A 16,916-nucleotide genomic window follows, 5' to 3' on the forward strand; every position below is an offset into this window, starting at 1 on the left:
CAATCTTTTATAGAAAATAGGCTTTATTTTCTGTATGTTGCGAACTCAAATGCAATACCGGATTTGTCATCAATATGTTGTTCTGATGCAACTTTTTCAAACTCGGCCGGAATCTCCGGGTAATAGGCATGACCTTTTACATCCAGTTCGACATGGGTGAGTTCCAGACGATCAGCGATATCCAGGGTCTGTTTAAATATTTCGCCGCCGCCAATAATATAAATGGACTTCGGATTTTCCGAGGCTTTTACATCTGCTACAGCCTGGTTCAAGGCATCCTCAATCGTATGCGCAACTTTAGTGCCTTCAAAAGACCAGTCGGCATCCCGGGTAATCACCCAGTTCACACGTTTGGGCAGGGCACGGCCCATAGATTCAAGCGTTTTGCGACCCATCACAATCACGCCGCCCTGAGTGATTTCCTTAAAATGTTTAAGATCTGCTGAGATGTGCCAAGGCAGGTCATTGTCCTTACCAATACAGCGCTGCTGATCCATTGCCACGACGTGTACAACTTCTAAATCTTGAAATGACATGTATTGAATCCTTCTCATCAAACCCAAAGTTCTTCGTGTAATGTACGAGGGAAAGGTTAAAAATCTATATTGACTGCCTTTATGCTTTAGGCTCGGGAATATATTTTGAAAGGGAGAGGCGTCACGCATGGTAAAAGGCCTTTCCCTAGCCCTCTCCTAGGAGGAGAGGGAACTTTATAATAAAGAACATTAAACAGCGACAGGTGCTTTTATACCTGGATGTGATTCATAACCGACAATTTCAATATCTTCAAATTTAAAATCGAACAGGTCTTTGACTTCAGGGTTCAATTTTAACTGGCATAGGCCAAGTGGCTCACGACTCAATTGTAATTGTGCTTGTTCAAAGTGGTTGGCATATAAATGGGTATCGCCACCGGTCCAGACAAAATCACCGACGTCCAGATCACAGACCTGCGCAATCATATGTGTCAGCAGGGCATAGCTGGCAATGTTAAATGGGACGCCCAAAAACACATCGGCACTACGCTGGTACAGCTGGCAAGAGAGTTTGCCATTATGCACAAAAAACTGGAACAGGGTATGACAGGGTGGTAATGCCACTTGCCCCGCTTCATTCGGATTCCAGCCAGAGACAATCAGACGACGTGAATTTGGATTGGTCTTGATTTCATTGATCAGCCATTGGATCTGGTCAAAACCGTCCTGTTTATAGCTGCCATCTGGATTTTTGGTTGCGCCAAAGTTACGCCACTGATGACCATATACCGGACCAAGTTCGCCTTCAGGACGGCCAAAACGTGCTGTCTGTTCCGCAGTTGCCCATTCATCCCAGATCGTGACTTTGTTGTCCTGAAGATACTTTACATTGGTATCACCTTTCAGGAACCACAACAGTTCAATCACGATAGAACGGAAATGAACTTTTTTGGTGGTGAGTAGGGGAAATCCCTTAGAAAGATCAAAGCGCATCTGATGACCAAATACCGAGCGTGTACCTGTTCCGGTACGGTCGCCTTTATCGCCGCCGTGGTCGAGGATATGTTGTAGAAGGTCAAGATATTGGCGCATAGGTCTCTCTTAAAATTTGTTGAAAATTGCTTTTCTTTGAACTGAGCAACTCAAAATTGCGTTCATCATAACATTTTTTTTAGTACTTCCGCATAGCGATAAAACTGATTCAACCAGAGAGCAATCGCAATAAAAAAGGCATCTTTGAGAGATGCCTTTGAATGGTTCAATTTATTTTGTTTAAGCGGTGGGTTGGCCCGTATGAACGGTATGAATCAGATCAGACAGGTCATAACCCAGTGATTTTGCATAGGCCAGATATTGCTGTTTGGTGGCTTCATCCAGCGTTGGTTTACGATGCAGTAGCCACAGATATTTCATATGCGGCTCCCCGACCAGAGCAGTTTCATACTGTTCATCCAGTTTGAGCACCCAGTAATCTCCTTTGGTAAAAGGCACCCAGCGCAAACCCTCAGGCAAGAAGCTGACTTCCAGCTTGCCATGCTCTGCATCAACAATGCTGGCCTCTCCAATTGCTTCATCCAGCTTTCCACCGCCATCCAGACAACGGTTCTTGACCCGAACAGTACCATCTTCATTCAGGCTATAAACTGCAGAAATATCAGTGCTGTCTTCAGGTTGGTGCTTCATCGGCAAACGCGCGATTTCATACCAGGTTCCTAAATAATGTTCCAGATCAAAATTAGAAACAGTAGCTAAATCCTGATTCATTTTTTTCTTCTCCGTTCACTTCAATTATTTGTACTGAATCAGTCTAATACATCAGCTTAGGCTTAAAGCGATGTAATCCTGTAGAAAATTGTTATCCTTTTTTTCGATAAGTAAAATTGGCAATAATGCTGCCTATAAATAGTTAAGAGAATAAATATAGAAGGAAATCTGAGATTGTAATAATTTACTTTGACGGGATTAATATTAAAAAAAACTAAATTGAATCTTATTTTTTATAAAAAATTTCCTAAAAATAATACGAAAAAAAATAATAGTTTAGTTTCATTAAACGAACAATAGAAAAATTTTATTACATATTGAATGTGAAAAATAACATTTAACCGGCTAGTATTCTCCGTTCGTTAACAAATGAAAGCCGATATTTCCGGCGTGGAGTAAAAGGTAAAGCATGGTTTATGATCAACCAATGGACATGAGTGCAATACATGCACCTGCTCAAGCGAACATCATATTACGTTCTCAGGCTGAACAAAATCCCAAAAAACCTTCAACAGGTTCTATCCATAAAGCCGTAAGTTCAAGCAACGGTCATCGTATCAATATCGAGAAATTCACAAGCTATTTGCAGGGTATTACCCGTCGAACCAGTACCCAAAAATGCGCGCGCAGTATTCGTGTCGGGCTGCAATCTTCGGGTGCCAAAATCGTGAATCATCCGGTCGCCGCAGCAGACTGGGGAAATACCCTGATGCAATTGGGTTATAAGAAAATTAATGCTTCTTTTGATCGCCCTAAAAAAGGTGATATCTATATTATTGATCGTACCTCAAATCATAAATATGGACACATTGCAGCATATTCAGGAACTGCCTGGGTATCAGACTTCAAGCAGAATAGTCATGCAATCTATCGCACCAAAAACCTGACCTATAGTTACTATCGTCTGGAAACATACTTCTAAAAACTGTGCAAAGTTCACTCTTTGAAACGTTTCGCACGGTTTTCATAGACTGAGACTATAAATAGTCCAATCGCGGTAAAACCAAAACATTGCAGACCCAAAGCAAATTTTGTCCATTGCGCATGTTGCTCGGGCAAATAGCCGAATAGGGTAATTAAGGCAATGATGGGAATGACCCGGCTCAAGGCATTAAAGCCATTTGCATAGGGATTGGACTTCGAAATTTTTAGGCGGGAATGGTGCAATAAATGTACAGCAATACCAATCGCTAAACTCACGCCAACAAATACCGAACCTAACTGAGCCACAGTTGATGCTGCATAAATCAAGATACAGGTCGCAATAATGACCATCAGCTTGATTTGACGGGTACAGCGTTCCGAATACCAGAACTCAAGCATGGGGTGAACCCGAATCTGATTTATTCTGATTGAGCAGGGACAGGGGAGAAAACAGGCAAATCGCCAGAGCCATAAAGGCAATACCTTGCGCGCCTGGAATCAGGATTTCACCCTGCTGCATGTTCATAAAAACTAAAGCAAGCAATAAGGCAATTGGAATCCAGGTCAGGAGTCTATACAGCAAGCCAGTCGGATTTTTACTGGCAAAGTGGATTTTACAGTAACGGCAAATCAGAAAAACAATGCCGGTACCGACAAACATCAGAATCGCATCTAAGGGCAGCGGCTCCATCCAGTACAAGCCTGCAGCTGCCATAGCAATCACAATAAAAATCAACAGTTTTTTGAGAACAGATACCTGCGGATTAAACCAGAACTCAAGCATAATAATGAAAAAATAGAAGAGATAATCGGCACTTTAGCATATTTTGGATATAAAAAAGCGAGGCCTTTGCCTCGCTAAATTCAGCTCTTTTCTTAGCTATTTTTTTGTGGGCCCCAGTCATAAATTTTCTTCTGGTAGGCATACCACATCATCCACAAGCCAATCAGGATCATTGGCAGACTCAGGAATTGTCCTTTGCTCATCCAGCCAATAAACAGCTGGCCATTGTCCGGCTCACGGAAGAACTCGACCACAAAACGTGCCAGACCGTAACCGATCAGGAACAATGCCGAAACTGCCATACGCGGACGCGGCTTGGAACTAAACCACCACAGCACAATAAACAGGATCAGACCTTCACACAATGCCTGATAGAGTTGAGATGGATGACGCACCAGTTGCAGCGGATCGGTCGGAAAAATCATGCCCCAGGCAAAGTTTGGATCGGTCACCTGACGGCCATACAGTTCACCGCCAATAAAGTTGCCAATCCGGCCAAACATCAACCCTGTCGGCACGCAAGGTGCGATAAAATCCAGGGTCTGGAACCAGGTCATCTTATATTTCTTGCACCACCACAACATGGCCAGAATCACACCGAGGAAGCCACCATGGAAACTCATGCCGCCAGTCCAGATCTGGAAGAGCCATAAAGGGTCGGCCAGGAACTGGGAAAAACCGTAGAATAAAACATAGCCCACACGGCCACCAATGATTACACCCAAAGCACCAAAGAAAATCAGATCCGAGACCATATCTGGCGTCCAGCCACGCTGTTTAGCGCGATAAGTTGCCAGTCCCCAGGCAAATAGAAAAGCCAAGAGGTACATGAGTCCATACCAGTGGACTTGCAAAGGCCCGAGCGAAATCGCAACGGGATCAATGTTTGGATAGGTGAGCATTCCTGTTCCTTGTGATTCTGTTTTGCACAGATTTTAGCTGAAAGCAAAGAAAAATGTTGTACATTCAATGTGTAAAGATCGAGGGCATCAATTATGTGTATTGTGGCATTGGCTTGGCAGGTTCTGGATCAGACCCCAGTATGTCTGATTTCAAATCGTGACGAGTTTTATCAACGTCCCACGCATGGCTTATATGAATGGGAAAATAGTCCGATTATTGCTGGGCAAGATTTACAGTCTGGTGGTACCTGGATGGGCATTACGGCTTCAGGAAGATGGGCGGTGATCACCAATTTTCGCGACGGACAGGACAAAAAACACTATCCAACTTCACGTGGACATATTATTCAGGACTTTTTAAATTCTGACTTAACTCCGATTCGTTTCGCGCAAGATCTGGAACAGAGACAGCGTGACTATGCCGGTTTTAACCTGTTTATTGGCGATCGGGATCAGGCTGTATATATGAGCAATCGCGGTGAAGCACCGCACGTACTGGCCCATGGGGTCTATGTCGTTTCAAACGGATTGATGAGTGAAGACTGGTACAAGACCCGGCATTTGCGGAAACGCTTTACCCAGGAACTATTACCGATGCTGCAACAACAAAAGATTGCAGAAGCGGAACTGTGTCATGCAGTCTGGGATATTCTGGAAGATGAACGCAAGGTGATTCCGGAGCTGCTGCCAGATACCGGTATCTCGGTGGAAATGGAACAACTGCTATCTTCGACTTTTATCCAGAGTCCGGCCTATGGTACCCGTTGCTCCAATTTTTTGAGAATGCAGCAGGGACAATGGCACTGGATCGAAAAGTCACAACAAGGTGCGACCGCAGGCCAAATTATTGAAAAAATAATCAAACTAAAATAAGTGCCAGATATAAAAAATGCCGACATCTGCCGGCATTTTTTTCACAACCGCTGTTTATGCTGTCGCTTGCTCCAAAGCTTCACCCGCAATAGCGCCGCCATCTTTACGGGTAATCACCACAGTGGCAGAGCGAGGTACTTTGCCTAAACGGCTATAACGCTCGCTTTGGTTGGCTGGCCATGCACCCCCGGGATGCTGGACATTGACGAAAATCGCCTTGTAGTCCGGGGTAATGGTCACACCGGTAATTTCACAGCCTGATGGGCCGGTGAGGAAACGGCGAACCCGATCATTCTTCAGCTTGGCACCGACAAAGGTTGCTTGTCCTTCAGCCTTTGTGCTGGCAGCAAGCGCTTTGGTTCCATCACCTACTTTACCTGGCAGTGCTGCCAGCATCATACAGTTGGTTTCATCGGTATACTGACCATCATCGGTCTGAATCCAAAGAATTCCGCGCGGATCGAACCACATGCCATCCGGGCTGGAGAAGTCATTTAGATCATCAAGACCTGACAGGTTGATGTTGGATGCAGCACGCGCTTCTGCACCGAACAGGAAGATATCCCAGGCAAATGCAGTGGCATTGACTGTATTCTCAGTTTCACTAAAACGGATGATATGACCATTCATATTGCCTGAATTGCTGGCACTTGAACCCTTGAAGTCAATATAGCTACGCGGATTGGCTGCATCAGTCGGGTAAGCACGCCCACGATTACCGTTGTTGGTAAGCGTTACATAGACTTCGCCATTTTCCGGGTTTACTGCTACCCATTCCGGACGATCCATTTTAGTGGCTTGAACATAGTCGGCCGCCAGACGTGCATGCACGACAATATCCGCCTGGTCTTTAAATGGATACACCGGATTTGATGCATCCAGGCCATTTTTACCATGGCTGAGTTCTAGCCATTGACCGGTACCATCCTCCTTGAACTGGGCGACATATAAGGTACCTTGATCCATATATTTATCACCGGCTGCATAACCGCCGTTGACGTCTTTAGGATCCCATTTTGCATCCGATACAAATTTGTAGATATATTCACCGGTTGCATCATCACCCATATAGAATGCGAGCGGCTGACCGGGTACAGGATTACTGCAACGGCAATCTTCATGGGCAAAACGACCCAGTGCAGTACGCTTTACCGGACGGGCACTGGCACTGAACGGATCAATTTCAACAATAAAACCACAGGTATTCATGGCATTACGGTAGTCAGTAAGGGCACTGCCATCCGCCTGTGCAGTAATATTCCAGCGGTCATACAGATCGCGCTCACCTGTCAGTTCAGCATCGGTTTTATCCCAGCGATACTGGCTGGTTGCCGGACCGCCACGACCATAACGCGACAAAGCAACTTGCTCGGCATCTGTACGTACATCGCCTTCGTCACGGGAGAAATAGCCGCTCCAGTTTTCTTCCGCAGTCAGATAAGTTCCCCACGGGGTATAACCATTACCACAGTTGGCAAAGGTACCGCGCGTCAGGGTGCCTGCAGGCGAAAAACGGGTTTTCATCAGGTCTGAACCGCGTGCCGGACCACGTAATTCCATTTCAGTGGCAGCGGTAATACGGCGGTTAAATGGCGAGTTCAGGTTGATTTTGACGGCCTGAGTGTTTGGGTCTTTCTGGATTTCGACCACTGATACCCCGTGTGCATTTACTTCACGTAAAATCTGGTCTTCAGGTCGTTTACCATCTACCGTAATCGTACCGCCTGGCGTGTGTAACTGCGATTGTTGCAGATACTCATGGTTCAGCACCAACAAACCTTGGTGTGACTGTTTTGCAGCATAATTTTTCTTCTGTGGATCCATACCGAAGAAGGACATGCCGTCATGGTTGTCCCCGGCACGGAACTGATAAGAAGCACCTGATGGAAGCTCTGTATCCAATTTTTCTGGCACACTGCTATTGATTGGATCGCCGACGGCATAGAGTACATTTAACTCATAGCCTTCTGGCACCGTAAAAAAGTTCTGGGTGTTTTTCTTGACCGCCTCAAACGCCAACTTGCTTGGACGTTGCGCCAGATCGCTCCAGGCGTGCTGATCTACTGGTTTTTCATTGGCTGGTGGTGTTTCTGGTGCAGAATTATCATCGTCATTGTCATCTGAACAGCCACTGACCGACGCAGCAAATGCCAATGCCATGGCACCACTGCCTGTTTTTGCAATAAAGCTACGGCGGTTCATGTGTTGATTCAGGATCGTTTGGAAGTGGGTATTGTTGGAATTATTACTGTCTTCAATCAGATCCTGGCAAGGTATCATGTCTTCGTTTTTCATTTTAAAGTCCCAATTAAAAAGTAAGTGCTTGGTGGTGTAGAAGTTTTCAATACCTTAAGCTTGGGATGTGACAGTAATCTTAAGAAAATATGACATTAAAATTAAATAAATCAGTGTTTTATTAATTATATAAAATAAAAAGACAGCCAAGGCTGCCTGAACAGATAGATGAGTTCTTGTTTTGGCGGGTTGTTATTATTCGGTCTTTAAACGACGTTTTTCGATCAGTTTTCCTGCCAGTAAACCCAGTTCAAACAGTAGCCACATGGGAACAGCCAGCATAATCATCGACAGGGCATCTGGAGGTGTGACGAACATTGCCACAAAGAAGCAGCCCACAATAATAAAGCGCCGTTTCTCGATCAGCGTCTGTGTTGAAACTGCGCCAATCAGGATCAGAACCAGGGTAATAATGGGGATTTCAAAGGTAAAACCAAACACCAGAAACAGCTTTAAACAGAAGCTGAGATAACTGTTGATATCGGTCATCGGGGCCACAGTTTCCGGCGAAACACTGATAAAAAAATGCAGTATCGAAGGTAATGCCACAAAATAGGCGAAGCTGATGCCGGTATAAAAAAGCACGATACTGCCGACCAAAAGCGGCAAGGCCAGACTCTTTTCCCTGACATACAGTGCAGGCTTAATAAAGCTCCAGAGCTGATACAAAATAAACGGCATCGCGATCATCAGCGCGACAAAGAAGTTCAGCTTAAACGGGGCCATGAAGGTTGCGGTGACATCCGTGGCAATCATGGTCGAGCTGGCGGGCAATTGTGCCCGTAGTGGTTCAGACAGCCTTTGATAAGTCTGATTGGCAAAGGGCAGTAGACAGAAAAACAGGCCAATCAGGATCACAACCACTTTAAAAAGATGCTTTCTTAATACCACCAAATGCTGGGTGATTGGCATCTGTTCCAGGTTCAGCGGTGCAGCATCATTGGAGGCTGGTGTGGTTGGCAAGGTTGTCATACGGCCACCTTTATATCTGTATAGCAAGGTTTAGACATTACGTTTTGAGTTGCTAGAGGCTGGGGTAAATACACGGAGGATACGGGCTGTTGCACCGGCTGATAGCTGAGCAAGGGTTGAGCAGGCTGAGGTTTTATTTTTAGTTGATCAGCTGCAATCGGCTGCTGTAAATCTGCCATTTGTGCTTGCATCCTGGCTTCCAGTTCCTGAATTCGTTGCATTTCAGCCTGCATCTGTTCACGCAATTCGGACAAGCGTAATTCACGATCAAGGTCATTCTGAACATTGCTCACCATACGCTTGATCTTGCCGTACCATGTTCCGACAAAACGTACTGCTTCCGGAAGTTTGTCTGGTCCAAGAACCAAAAGTGCAATAATTCCGAAAATCAGCAGCTCGGTCATTCCAATATTGAGCATAGCGAACTCTTAACTTTTAGCCGAATGTTCAGAGGTTTTGACCTGGGCATCAATGGTACGTGGCTCTGCAAGCTTGGCCTGTTCAGCCTCTTCATCCTTGACTGATTTTTTAAAGTCTTTAATCGCGCCGCCCACGTCTTTACCCAGATTTTTAAGTTTGGATGTGCCAAACAATAAAATCACCACAATTGCAAAAATCAGCACATGCCAAATTGATAATCCTGCCATTAGTTTATCCTCTATATTTCATGCACCTATCTCAGCAGGCTTGTATGACAGTGGAGTGACGCTTTGATGACAGTTTGCCGACACGGCAGCAGGAGAATGAATCACTCATATAAAAAATTTCGTAATTCAATGAAAAATATACTGTGCTAGCATACAGCCTGATCTGGAAATCTCAGCAGCATTGTCATGGCCTTGATTCTTCCCCTCCTGTCTTTTCTGACTGGTTATTGGGGGGTGCAATATTTAAAACCGATTCGACCTTTTTTAGCTGCTTTATTGGCCCGAGTACTGATTCCAGTACTGATTATCTATAACATGGTGTTTTACCAAGAGGGCAGTTTGTGGCTGATAGCCTTCAGCTTTTTCTGTTCCTGCGTATTCTTTGCCTTGTTTTATTTCATCCTAAAAAATAAACTGCGTGCTTTATGTTTGAGCTATTTAAACGGGGCATGGCTGGGGATTCCTTTTGCACTGGCAGTTTTTGGCCCGCAAGCGACCAGTACCGTGGTGGCCCTGTACATCGGTGGTTCCTTGTTTGGCAATGTCTGTGCGGTAATGGCAGTCAGTGAAGCCAGACAAGATAGTGGCTATATTTTAAAAAATGTACTGCTCTCACCACCTGTGGTAGCACTTTCGGTGGCAGCTTTATTGTCATTTTGGGATTTGAGTCACTGGCAGCAAGTGCCTTGGATAGAGATACTGTATCAGGCCAATAAAGTGCTGGTGACTTTTAGCGGCATGTGTGTGCTGGGAATGTGGCTGAGCAATGTGCGGATCAGCCGCTTCGATTTAATGCGTAGTCTGCAAATGATTTTTTATAGAGGGCTGTTTGCAGTTTTGCTGTGTGGCGCAGCTTATTATTATTTACCTATTCCGCAGCAGACGCTGACTTATGCGGTAATGCTGATGTTCTTTTTATTGCCGCCTGCAGCCAATATTGTGGCGCTGGAAACCCATTATCAGGGAACAGGCCATTCCGCCAAATATATTGCTTCGGGGACTTTGGCCAGCGCGATCTTGATTGCCTTATATGGAGCAGTGGTGCATGTATTGATGCCTCATCTATAAAAGTTCACCCTTTGCAAAAAGGGATTTAGAAATCTCCCTCTGCCTTATGGGAGAGGGTCGGGGTGAGGGTAGAATCCCTCCCCACCTCTCTTTTTAAAGAGAGGTGGTTTTTTTCTATTTTCCTAAGGGTGAGTGATATTTTTATAATTACCTCTCCCTTGCGCAGCAGTGCTGCTCATCTCCTAGAAGGAGAGGGAAAAAATATGGAAAACTTACTTCGCCAAACTCGCTTTAAACAACTGCATCGCCTGACCACGATGACTGATTTTATTCTTTTCTTCTTTGCTCATTTCTGCACTGGAAATCCCCAGTTCCGGTAACCAGAACAACGGGTCATAGCCAAAACCATTTTCACCACGTGCAGCTTCCAGAATTTCTCCATGCCAGACACCCTGAAAGACTTGCGGTAATGGATCTTCGGCATGTTGGACCAGGGCCAGTACACAAACAAACATGCCTTCAATCGCTTCACCCTCTTGACGTAAGGGTTTGAGATCGGCCAGCAGTTTTTCATTATTGGCGGCATCGTTGCCATGCTCACCGGCATAACGAGCCGAGTAAATGCCGGGAGCGCCTCCGAGAACCGGCACACAAATGCCTGAATCATCTGCAATAGCAGGTTTTCCGGAAATTTTAGAAGCATGACGTGCCTTGATAATCGCATTTTCGACAAAGCTTAGACCATCTTCGATCGCATCTTCAATATTCAACTTGCCCTGAGCTACGACTTCAACCGGCAGTTTTAACTCGGCAAACAGTTTTTCAAACTCGGCAATTTTACCTTTGTTATTACTCGCCAATACCAGTGTGCCTTGGGATAACCAGTCAGTTGCAGCCATGTCAAAAACTCATTATTAGATAAAGAATGGGTGCTATTTTAGCAATGGATGAAGAATTTGCGGCAATAAAAAAGCACCCGAAGGTGCTATTTATACCATTCAGCTTATTGTGCCTGAATCCATCTGTCGGCACGATCACGCGCCTGACGGATCTGCTCTTGGGTTAAATTCGCCGCCAAGGCAGTTTTTCTGCCTTCCGATAGCGTAATCACCTTATTGTCGAGCATGCCATCACGGGTAGACAGTTCATACCATTGGTAAGCACCCATATAGTTTTTCTTTTTCTCTTCCATCATTGCCAGGTTAAAGCTGGCACGGTTATCGCCACGGCTAGCGGCTTTTTCAAAATACTGACGTGCCAGCGTTTCATCTTTTCTGGTGCCAATACCATCGGCCAGCATACGGCCAACATTCAGCTGTGCAACTGCCAGACCTTGATCCGCAGCAGCTTTATACCAGGCAAAGGCCTGTCGTTCATCTTTTTGAATGTCTTTACCATACTGGTATTTGGTGGCCAGATAAAACTGTGCACCGGCCTGACCAGCTTTCGCTGCTTTGGTCAGACTGTTGATATCCATGATGGAATACTGAGCCGCTTGACTGGCAACAGATGGACTAGGTGCAACATAATCTGCATGGGCTTGCATGCCAAAAAGTCCCGCCAGTAGCGTCGTACTTAATAATAATTTTTTCATAGCGCGCTCACTCGATAAATTGCGACTTCACCAAATAGATTAGGGAGATGCTTGCTCAGCAAACTATCTTCTTGATTCCCATTCACAGCGAGTCGATTAATAATTTTGATATTATTTTCCGCACAAAGTGCTTCAAAATCACGAAATGTACATAAGTGGATATTCGGGGTGTTATACCACATATACGGCAAGGCTTCAGAAACCGGCATTCTCCCTTTGATTGCCAAGAAAGAACGAGTCTTCCAATGCGCAAAGTTCGGGAAGGTAATAATGGCCTGTTTCCCCACACGCACCATATCACGTAATAATACGTCAGGCGCATCTACAGCTTGCAAAGCTTGTGCCATGACCACATTGTCAAAAGACTGGTCAGCAAAGCGGCTTAAGCCGAGGTTTAAGTCTTGCTGGATGATATTTAACCCGCGACTGACTGCAATTGCAATCTTTTCCTGATCAATTTCTAATCCATATGCACGAATATCGTGCTTTTTGCTCATTTGTGCCAGCAGTTCACCGTCGCCACACCCAAGGTCGAGTACGCTAGAACCCGGCTTGATCCACTTTTCAGCGAGTTGTTGATCGATACGCATTATATGGTCTCCTTCGGTGTTGCTTTCAGGTGTTCTTCACCCCCGAGAAATGCACGCAAAGATTTTACATAGAGCGGAATAGGGAACAGGAAGGAGTCATGGCCTTGTTCCGCATCAATATCCAGATAGCTGACAGGTTTGTGATTGCTGATCAAGGCATCCACGATTTCCTGTGAGCGGGCAGGGGTAAAACGCCAGTCAGTGGTGAATGACACCACCAGGAATTTGCACTGAGTATTGGCCATGGCTTTTTTGAGCGACTGTTCATATTCACGCGACGGATCAAAATAATCCAGTGCCTTGGTCATGATCAGATAGGTATTGGCATCGAAGTTACGGCTGAACTGTTCACCCTGATAACGCAAATAGCTTTCGACCTGAAATTCAACGTCAAAGCCATACATAAATTTGCCTGATTTCAAATCGCGGCCAAACTTCTGTTTCATGGCTTCTTCGGACAGGTAAGTAATATGACCGACCATACGCGCCAGAATCAGGCCACGTTTTGGATAGCTGTCATTTTCCAGATAACGACCATTATGGAAATCCGGGTCTGACAAAATCGACTGACGTGCCACTTCGTTAAAGGCAATATTCTGTGCAGAAAGCTTTGGAGCGCTGGCAATGATCACGCATTTTCTTAAACGGTTTGGATAATCCACTGACCATTGCAATGCCTGCATGCCACCCAGTGAACCGCCAATGATGGCATCCCAGGTATCAATCCCTAAACGGTCAGAGAGCAGGGCCTGGGTTTTGACCCAGTCGCGGACCGTAACTAATGGAAAATCAGGGCCATAAGGACGGTTGTCATGTTCAGGATTGGGTGAGGTCGGGCCGGTAGAGCCATTACAGCCACCAATATTATTCAGTGAAACCACAAAGAATTTTGACGTATCAATGGCTTTGCCGGGGCCAATACATGAATCCCACCAGCCGGGTTTTTTATCATCTTCATGATGATAGCCTGCAGCATGGTGATGCCCGGAAAGCGCATGGCAGATCAAAATAGCATTGGACTTATCGGCATTGAGTTCGCCGTAAGTTTCAACCATCAGTTCAAAACGGGGAAGGATGCGACCGCATTCAAGCTCTAACGGCTCTTCAAATTGGAACTTTTGTGGGACAACAAGGCCCACTGAGTCAGCTGGAAAAGACACGGGAGGGATTCGCCTTAAAATCTTGAGTATGAATAATAAAAGGATACCATTTGCAGGTATCCTTCTAAAGTCTTTTTAATGCTATGGATTATTGCTAATTCTAATACCGTGTTTAGACGGCAGCAGCAATCACCTGATCGGTGCTTAACACACCCTGATCAATCAGACGGTTGGTACATGCAATAATCGCTTCGATGGAAGAGGTCACAATGTTGTCATGTACCCCTGCACCAAAGGCAGATTTACCGGTACCTTTCACTTGAAGTTCGATCAAGGCCAATGCTTTGGCATGGGCACCTGAACTGATGCTGCGCTCTTCATAGTTTACGACATCAATTGGCAACTGAAGTGCATCCAGAATTGCAGAAATTGGACCATTGCCTTCACCGCGGATACGACGGGACTGACCGTCAATTTCAAGGTCAAGCTCAATCACCTGATTGCCGTTATCATCTGACAATTTGTAGTTTTTCGCAGAATAGTGAACGTTCTTAGCATCCACATAGGTTTCCTTGAACAACTTCCAGATTTCGGTCGCGCTGATTTCAGTGCCTTGTTCATCGGTACGTTTTTGTACGATCTGAGAGAATTCAATCTGTAAACGACGCGGCAAGATCACGTTGTAGTTCGATTCTAACAAGTAGGCAATACCACCTTTACCTGATTGTGAATTCACACGGATTACGGCGTCATAGTCACGGCCCAAATCTTTCGGGTCGATTGGCAAGTACGGCATATCCCAGATTTCTTCGTTTTTCTGGAACTCAAAACCTTTTTTGATCGCATCCTGATGCGAACCCGAGAATGCAGTAAAGACCAAATCGCCGGCATATGGATGACGCGGGTGCACAGGTAAACCGGTACATTCTTCCACAGTCGCAATGATTTCATTGATGTTGGAGAAATCTAAATTCGGTGCTACACCTTGGGTGTACATGTTCAAGGCAATCGCAGCCACGTCGACGTTACCGGTACGTTCACCATTCCCAAATACGCAGCCTTCAACCCGGTCAGCACCGGCCATAATTGCCAATTCTGAAGCGGCAATGCCACAACCACGGTCATTGTGACAGTGAACTGAAATAATCACGCCGTCACGACGCTGAATGTTACGGTGCATCCATTCGATTTGATCGGCATAGATGTGTGGACCTGAAACTTCTACCGTTGCAGGCAAGTTTAAGATCACTTTATTCTCTGGCGATGCTTCCCAGATTTCAGTGACTGCATCGCAGACATCTTTCGCGACTTCTAATTCGGTTGCCGTAAAACATTCCGGGCTGTACTGGAAGATAAATTCAGTTTCCGGCTGTTTTGCAGCGTATTCTTTCACTTTTTGTGCAGCATTAATGGCAAGCTGTTTTGCACCTTCTACATCAACATTCAAGACTTTGTTGCGGAATGTCGGCGAGTTGGAATTATAGATATGCACAATGGCACGTTTCGCACCTTGTAAAGATTCAAAGGTACGTTGAATCAAGTGATCACGTGCCTGAACCAATACCTCGATATAAACGTCATCCGGAATATGACCTTCTTCAATCAATTTACGGGTGAAATCGAAGTCAATTTGCGAAGCTGATGGAAAGCCGATTTCAATGTGCTTGAAACCGATTTTTACCAGCATCTGGAACATCTTGAATTTCTGCTCCATGTTCATTGGCTCAAAGATCGCTTGGTTACCGTCACGCAGGTCGGTACTCATCCAGATTGGCGCTTTATTGATTTCGTTGTTCGGCCATTGACGGTCTGGTAAGTCCACACGTTGATACATGCGACGGTATTTTTTACTTGGATCAGCCAACATCATGAGAGAGCTCCTTGTGTAACCTGATACAGCCTGTGTTTGGTTGAAGCACTGGCAAAGGTTGCGGAATAGATTTTGTCTATAATCATTTTCATGCAGGTTGGAACCAGGATTAAAACTAAAAAACTTCCGAAATATGTGAAATTTAGTTTTAACCACAAAACCTGCATGTATCACTTATACAATTTAGTTTAATCCAGTTAAATCGAAAAGTTTTTGCTTTTTTTATGGATTTTAGTCGTATCTCAATAAAGATTTTCTTATAAAGTTTAAGTCATGGAAAATATTTTCACCAATTTTAAATATTTTATTTTATATTTTCTTAATTTAAACTTAATGCATGATTTTTTACACTTAAATACCCGATGATGCAGTATTTTTTTACAAAAAAATAAATCTGCTTATGTTCACAGATCACTAAATTCATGCTGGCTTTCAAAGCTCGGCCCATTTACGCATTAAATTATGATACAGATTGGTCAGTTTCATGACTTCGGCGTGCTGATCACCTAGCTCAATTCTCAGATTTTGAATACTCTGATCCAGATTAAACAGCATATGCCGTTCTGCATCATCCCGAATCATACTTTGTACCCAGAAAAAAGAGGCTATTCGGCAACCAGAAGTAATCGGAGTGACTTCATGCAGGCTGGTCGACGGATACAGAATCATATCGCCGGCAGGCAGTTTCACTTCGTGATAACCGTAAGTGTCTTCGACCACCAGTTCACCACCGACATATTCTTCCGGCTCACTCAGGAAAACCGTACAGGATAAATCCGTTCTGAGGCGTTCATTGCTCCCGCGAATACGACGAATCGAATTATCGACATGAAAGCCGAAAGATTCATTATTTTCATAGCGGTTAAACAGGGGAGGAATAATATCCAGAGGAATTGCAGCTGATAAAAATAAAGCATGCTGTCCCAGGGATTCCAGAATAATATTGCTGAGATGATGAGTGAGTGGATGATCTTCAGGTAATTGCTGATTCTGTTTCACGCTGGCAGAGAGTGTACCAGCGGTGACTTTTCCATTGACCCACTCAATCTTCTTCATCTCCTCACGGAAATATTGCACCTGTTCTTTGCTCAGTACATTTGGAATATGATGCAGCACT

General features: G+C 44.8%; 19 protein-coding genes. 3 read left to right on the forward strand and 16 right to left on the reverse strand.

The genetic code is table 11. From position 1 onward, the window contains the following. Positions 1 to 23: 23 nt before the first annotated feature. The 3 genes from H9629_RS00770 to H9629_RS00780 form a co-directional block, all read right to left on the reverse strand. Positions 24 to 536, reverse strand: a complete 513-nt coding sequence (locus H9629_RS00770) for a dihydrofolate reductase (protein WP_064102242.1) — start codon at positions 534 to 536, stop codon at positions 24 to 26. Between the two features lie 189 nt (positions 537 to 725). Then, a complete protein-coding gene (gene thyA / locus H9629_RS00775; RefSeq protein WP_144724539.1) occupies positions 726 to 1,568 on the reverse strand; it encodes a thymidylate synthase in 843 nt (280 codons plus the stop codon). Between the two features lie 180 nt (positions 1,569 to 1,748). Next, complete coding sequence (locus H9629_RS00780) at positions 1,749 to 2,240, reverse strand: lipocalin family protein (RefSeq protein ID WP_191730361.1); 492 nt, start codon at positions 2,238 to 2,240, stop codon at positions 1,749 to 1,751. Positions 2,241 to 2,649: 409 nt separating this feature from the next. Between H9629_RS00780 and H9629_RS00785 the strand changes: the two genes are divergently transcribed. Next, a complete protein-coding gene (locus H9629_RS00785) occupies positions 2,650 to 3,162 on the forward strand; it encodes a CHAP domain-containing protein (RefSeq protein WP_064094835.1) in 513 nt (170 codons plus the stop codon). Between the two features lie 14 nt (positions 3,163 to 3,176). Here the strand turns inward: H9629_RS00785 and H9629_RS00790 are convergent, their stop codons facing one another. From H9629_RS00790 to lgt, 3 genes are all read right to left on the reverse strand, one after another. Beyond that, the gene (locus H9629_RS00790; protein WP_191730362.1) at positions 3,177 to 3,563 is read right to left on the reverse strand and encodes a hypothetical protein; all 387 of its coding nucleotides are present in this window, start codon (positions 3,561 to 3,563) and stop codon (positions 3,177 to 3,179) included. Continuing rightward, positions 3,556 to 3,948: a hypothetical protein gene (locus H9629_RS00795; protein ID WP_191730363.1), complete on the reverse strand. Its 393-nt coding sequence runs from the start codon at positions 3,946 to 3,948 to the stop codon at positions 3,556 to 3,558. Before H9629_RS00795 ends, H9629_RS00790 begins: the two co-directional genes overlap by 8 nt. 92 nt (positions 3,949 to 4,040) lie before the next feature. Further along, the gene (gene lgt, locus H9629_RS00800; protein ID WP_064094832.1) at positions 4,041 to 4,850 is read right to left on the reverse strand and encodes a prolipoprotein diacylglyceryl transferase; all 810 of its coding nucleotides are present in this window, start codon (positions 4,848 to 4,850) and stop codon (positions 4,041 to 4,043) included. Positions 4,851 to 4,943: 93 nt separating this feature from the next. Here lgt and H9629_RS00805 point away from each other — a divergent pair, with 93 nt between their 5' ends. Then, positions 4,944 to 5,723 carry an NRDE family protein gene (locus H9629_RS00805; RefSeq protein ID WP_191730364.1) on the forward strand — a complete coding sequence of 260 codons (780 nt, stop codon included), beginning with the start codon at positions 4,944 to 4,946 and terminating at the stop codon, positions 5,721 to 5,723. A 54-nt stretch (positions 5,724 to 5,777) separates the two neighbouring features. Here the strand turns inward: H9629_RS00805 and H9629_RS00810 are convergent, their stop codons facing one another. From H9629_RS00810 to tatA, 4 genes are all read right to left on the reverse strand, one after another. Then, complete coding sequence (locus H9629_RS00810; protein ID WP_191730365.1) at positions 5,778 to 8,018, reverse strand: PhoX family protein; 2,241 nt, start codon at positions 8,016 to 8,018, stop codon at positions 5,778 to 5,780. A gap of 195 nt (positions 8,019 to 8,213) precedes the next feature. Then, entirely contained in the window at positions 8,214 to 8,990 is a 777-nt protein-coding gene (gene tatC / locus H9629_RS00815) for a twin-arginine translocase subunit TatC (protein ID WP_191730366.1), read from the reverse strand. After that, on the reverse strand, positions 8,987 to 9,409 hold the full coding sequence (gene tatB / locus H9629_RS00820; protein WP_191730367.1) for a Sec-independent protein translocase protein TatB: 423 nt from the start codon (positions 9,407 to 9,409) through the stop codon (positions 8,987 to 8,989). The genes tatC and tatB overlap by 4 nt, the downstream gene beginning before the upstream one ends. A gap of 9 nt (positions 9,410 to 9,418) precedes the next feature. Next, positions 9,419 to 9,637 carry a Sec-independent protein translocase subunit TatA gene (gene tatA / locus H9629_RS00825; RefSeq protein WP_064094827.1) on the reverse strand — a complete coding sequence of 73 codons (219 nt, stop codon included), beginning with the start codon at positions 9,635 to 9,637 and terminating at the stop codon, positions 9,419 to 9,421. 186 nt (positions 9,638 to 9,823) lie between these two features. On the opposite strand from tatA, the gene H9629_RS00830 reads away from it, so the two are divergent. Further along, on the forward strand, positions 9,824 to 10,705 hold the full coding sequence (locus tag H9629_RS00830; RefSeq protein ID WP_191730368.1) for an AEC family transporter: 882 nt from the start codon (positions 9,824 to 9,826) through the stop codon (positions 10,703 to 10,705). A gap of 212 nt (positions 10,706 to 10,917) precedes the next feature. On the opposite strand, the gene rdgB is transcribed toward H9629_RS00830, so the two are convergent. From rdgB to H9629_RS00860, 6 genes are all read right to left on the reverse strand, one after another. After that, positions 10,918 to 11,544 carry an RdgB/HAM1 family non-canonical purine NTP pyrophosphatase gene (gene rdgB, locus H9629_RS00835; protein WP_191730369.1) on the reverse strand — a complete coding sequence of 209 codons (627 nt, stop codon included), beginning with the start codon at positions 11,542 to 11,544 and terminating at the stop codon, positions 10,918 to 10,920. 104 nt (positions 11,545 to 11,648) lie between these two features. Beyond that, positions 11,649 to 12,239, reverse strand: coding sequence for a tetratricopeptide repeat protein (locus tag H9629_RS00840; protein ID WP_191730370.1), 591 nt, complete (start codon positions 12,237 to 12,239; stop codon positions 11,649 to 11,651). Continuing rightward, positions 12,236 to 12,829, reverse strand: a complete 594-nt coding sequence (metW, locus tag H9629_RS00845; RefSeq protein WP_004278415.1) for a methionine biosynthesis protein MetW — start codon at positions 12,827 to 12,829, stop codon at positions 12,236 to 12,238. Before metW ends, H9629_RS00840 begins: the two co-directional genes overlap by 4 nt. After that, positions 12,829 to 13,989 carry a homoserine O-succinyltransferase MetX gene (metX, locus tag H9629_RS00850; RefSeq protein WP_138743112.1) on the reverse strand — a complete coding sequence of 387 codons (1,161 nt, stop codon included), beginning with the start codon at positions 13,987 to 13,989 and terminating at the stop codon, positions 12,829 to 12,831. Before metX ends, metW begins: the two co-directional genes overlap by 1 nt. Before the next feature lie 112 nt (positions 13,990 to 14,101). Further along, positions 14,102 to 15,799, reverse strand: a complete 1,698-nt coding sequence (leuA, locus tag H9629_RS00855) for a 2-isopropylmalate synthase (protein WP_191730371.1) — start codon at positions 15,797 to 15,799, stop codon at positions 14,102 to 14,104. A gap of 432 nt (positions 15,800 to 16,231) precedes the next feature. Further along, positions 16,232 to 16,915, reverse strand: coding sequence for a Fe2+-dependent dioxygenase (locus H9629_RS00860; protein ID WP_044111892.1), 684 nt, complete (start codon positions 16,913 to 16,915; stop codon positions 16,232 to 16,234). Position 16,916: the final 1 nt, after the last annotated feature.

The sequence above is a fragment of the Acinetobacter pecorum genome (assembly GCF_014837015.1).
GTDB lineage: Bacteria > Pseudomonadota > Gammaproteobacteria > Pseudomonadales > Moraxellaceae > Acinetobacter > Acinetobacter pecorum.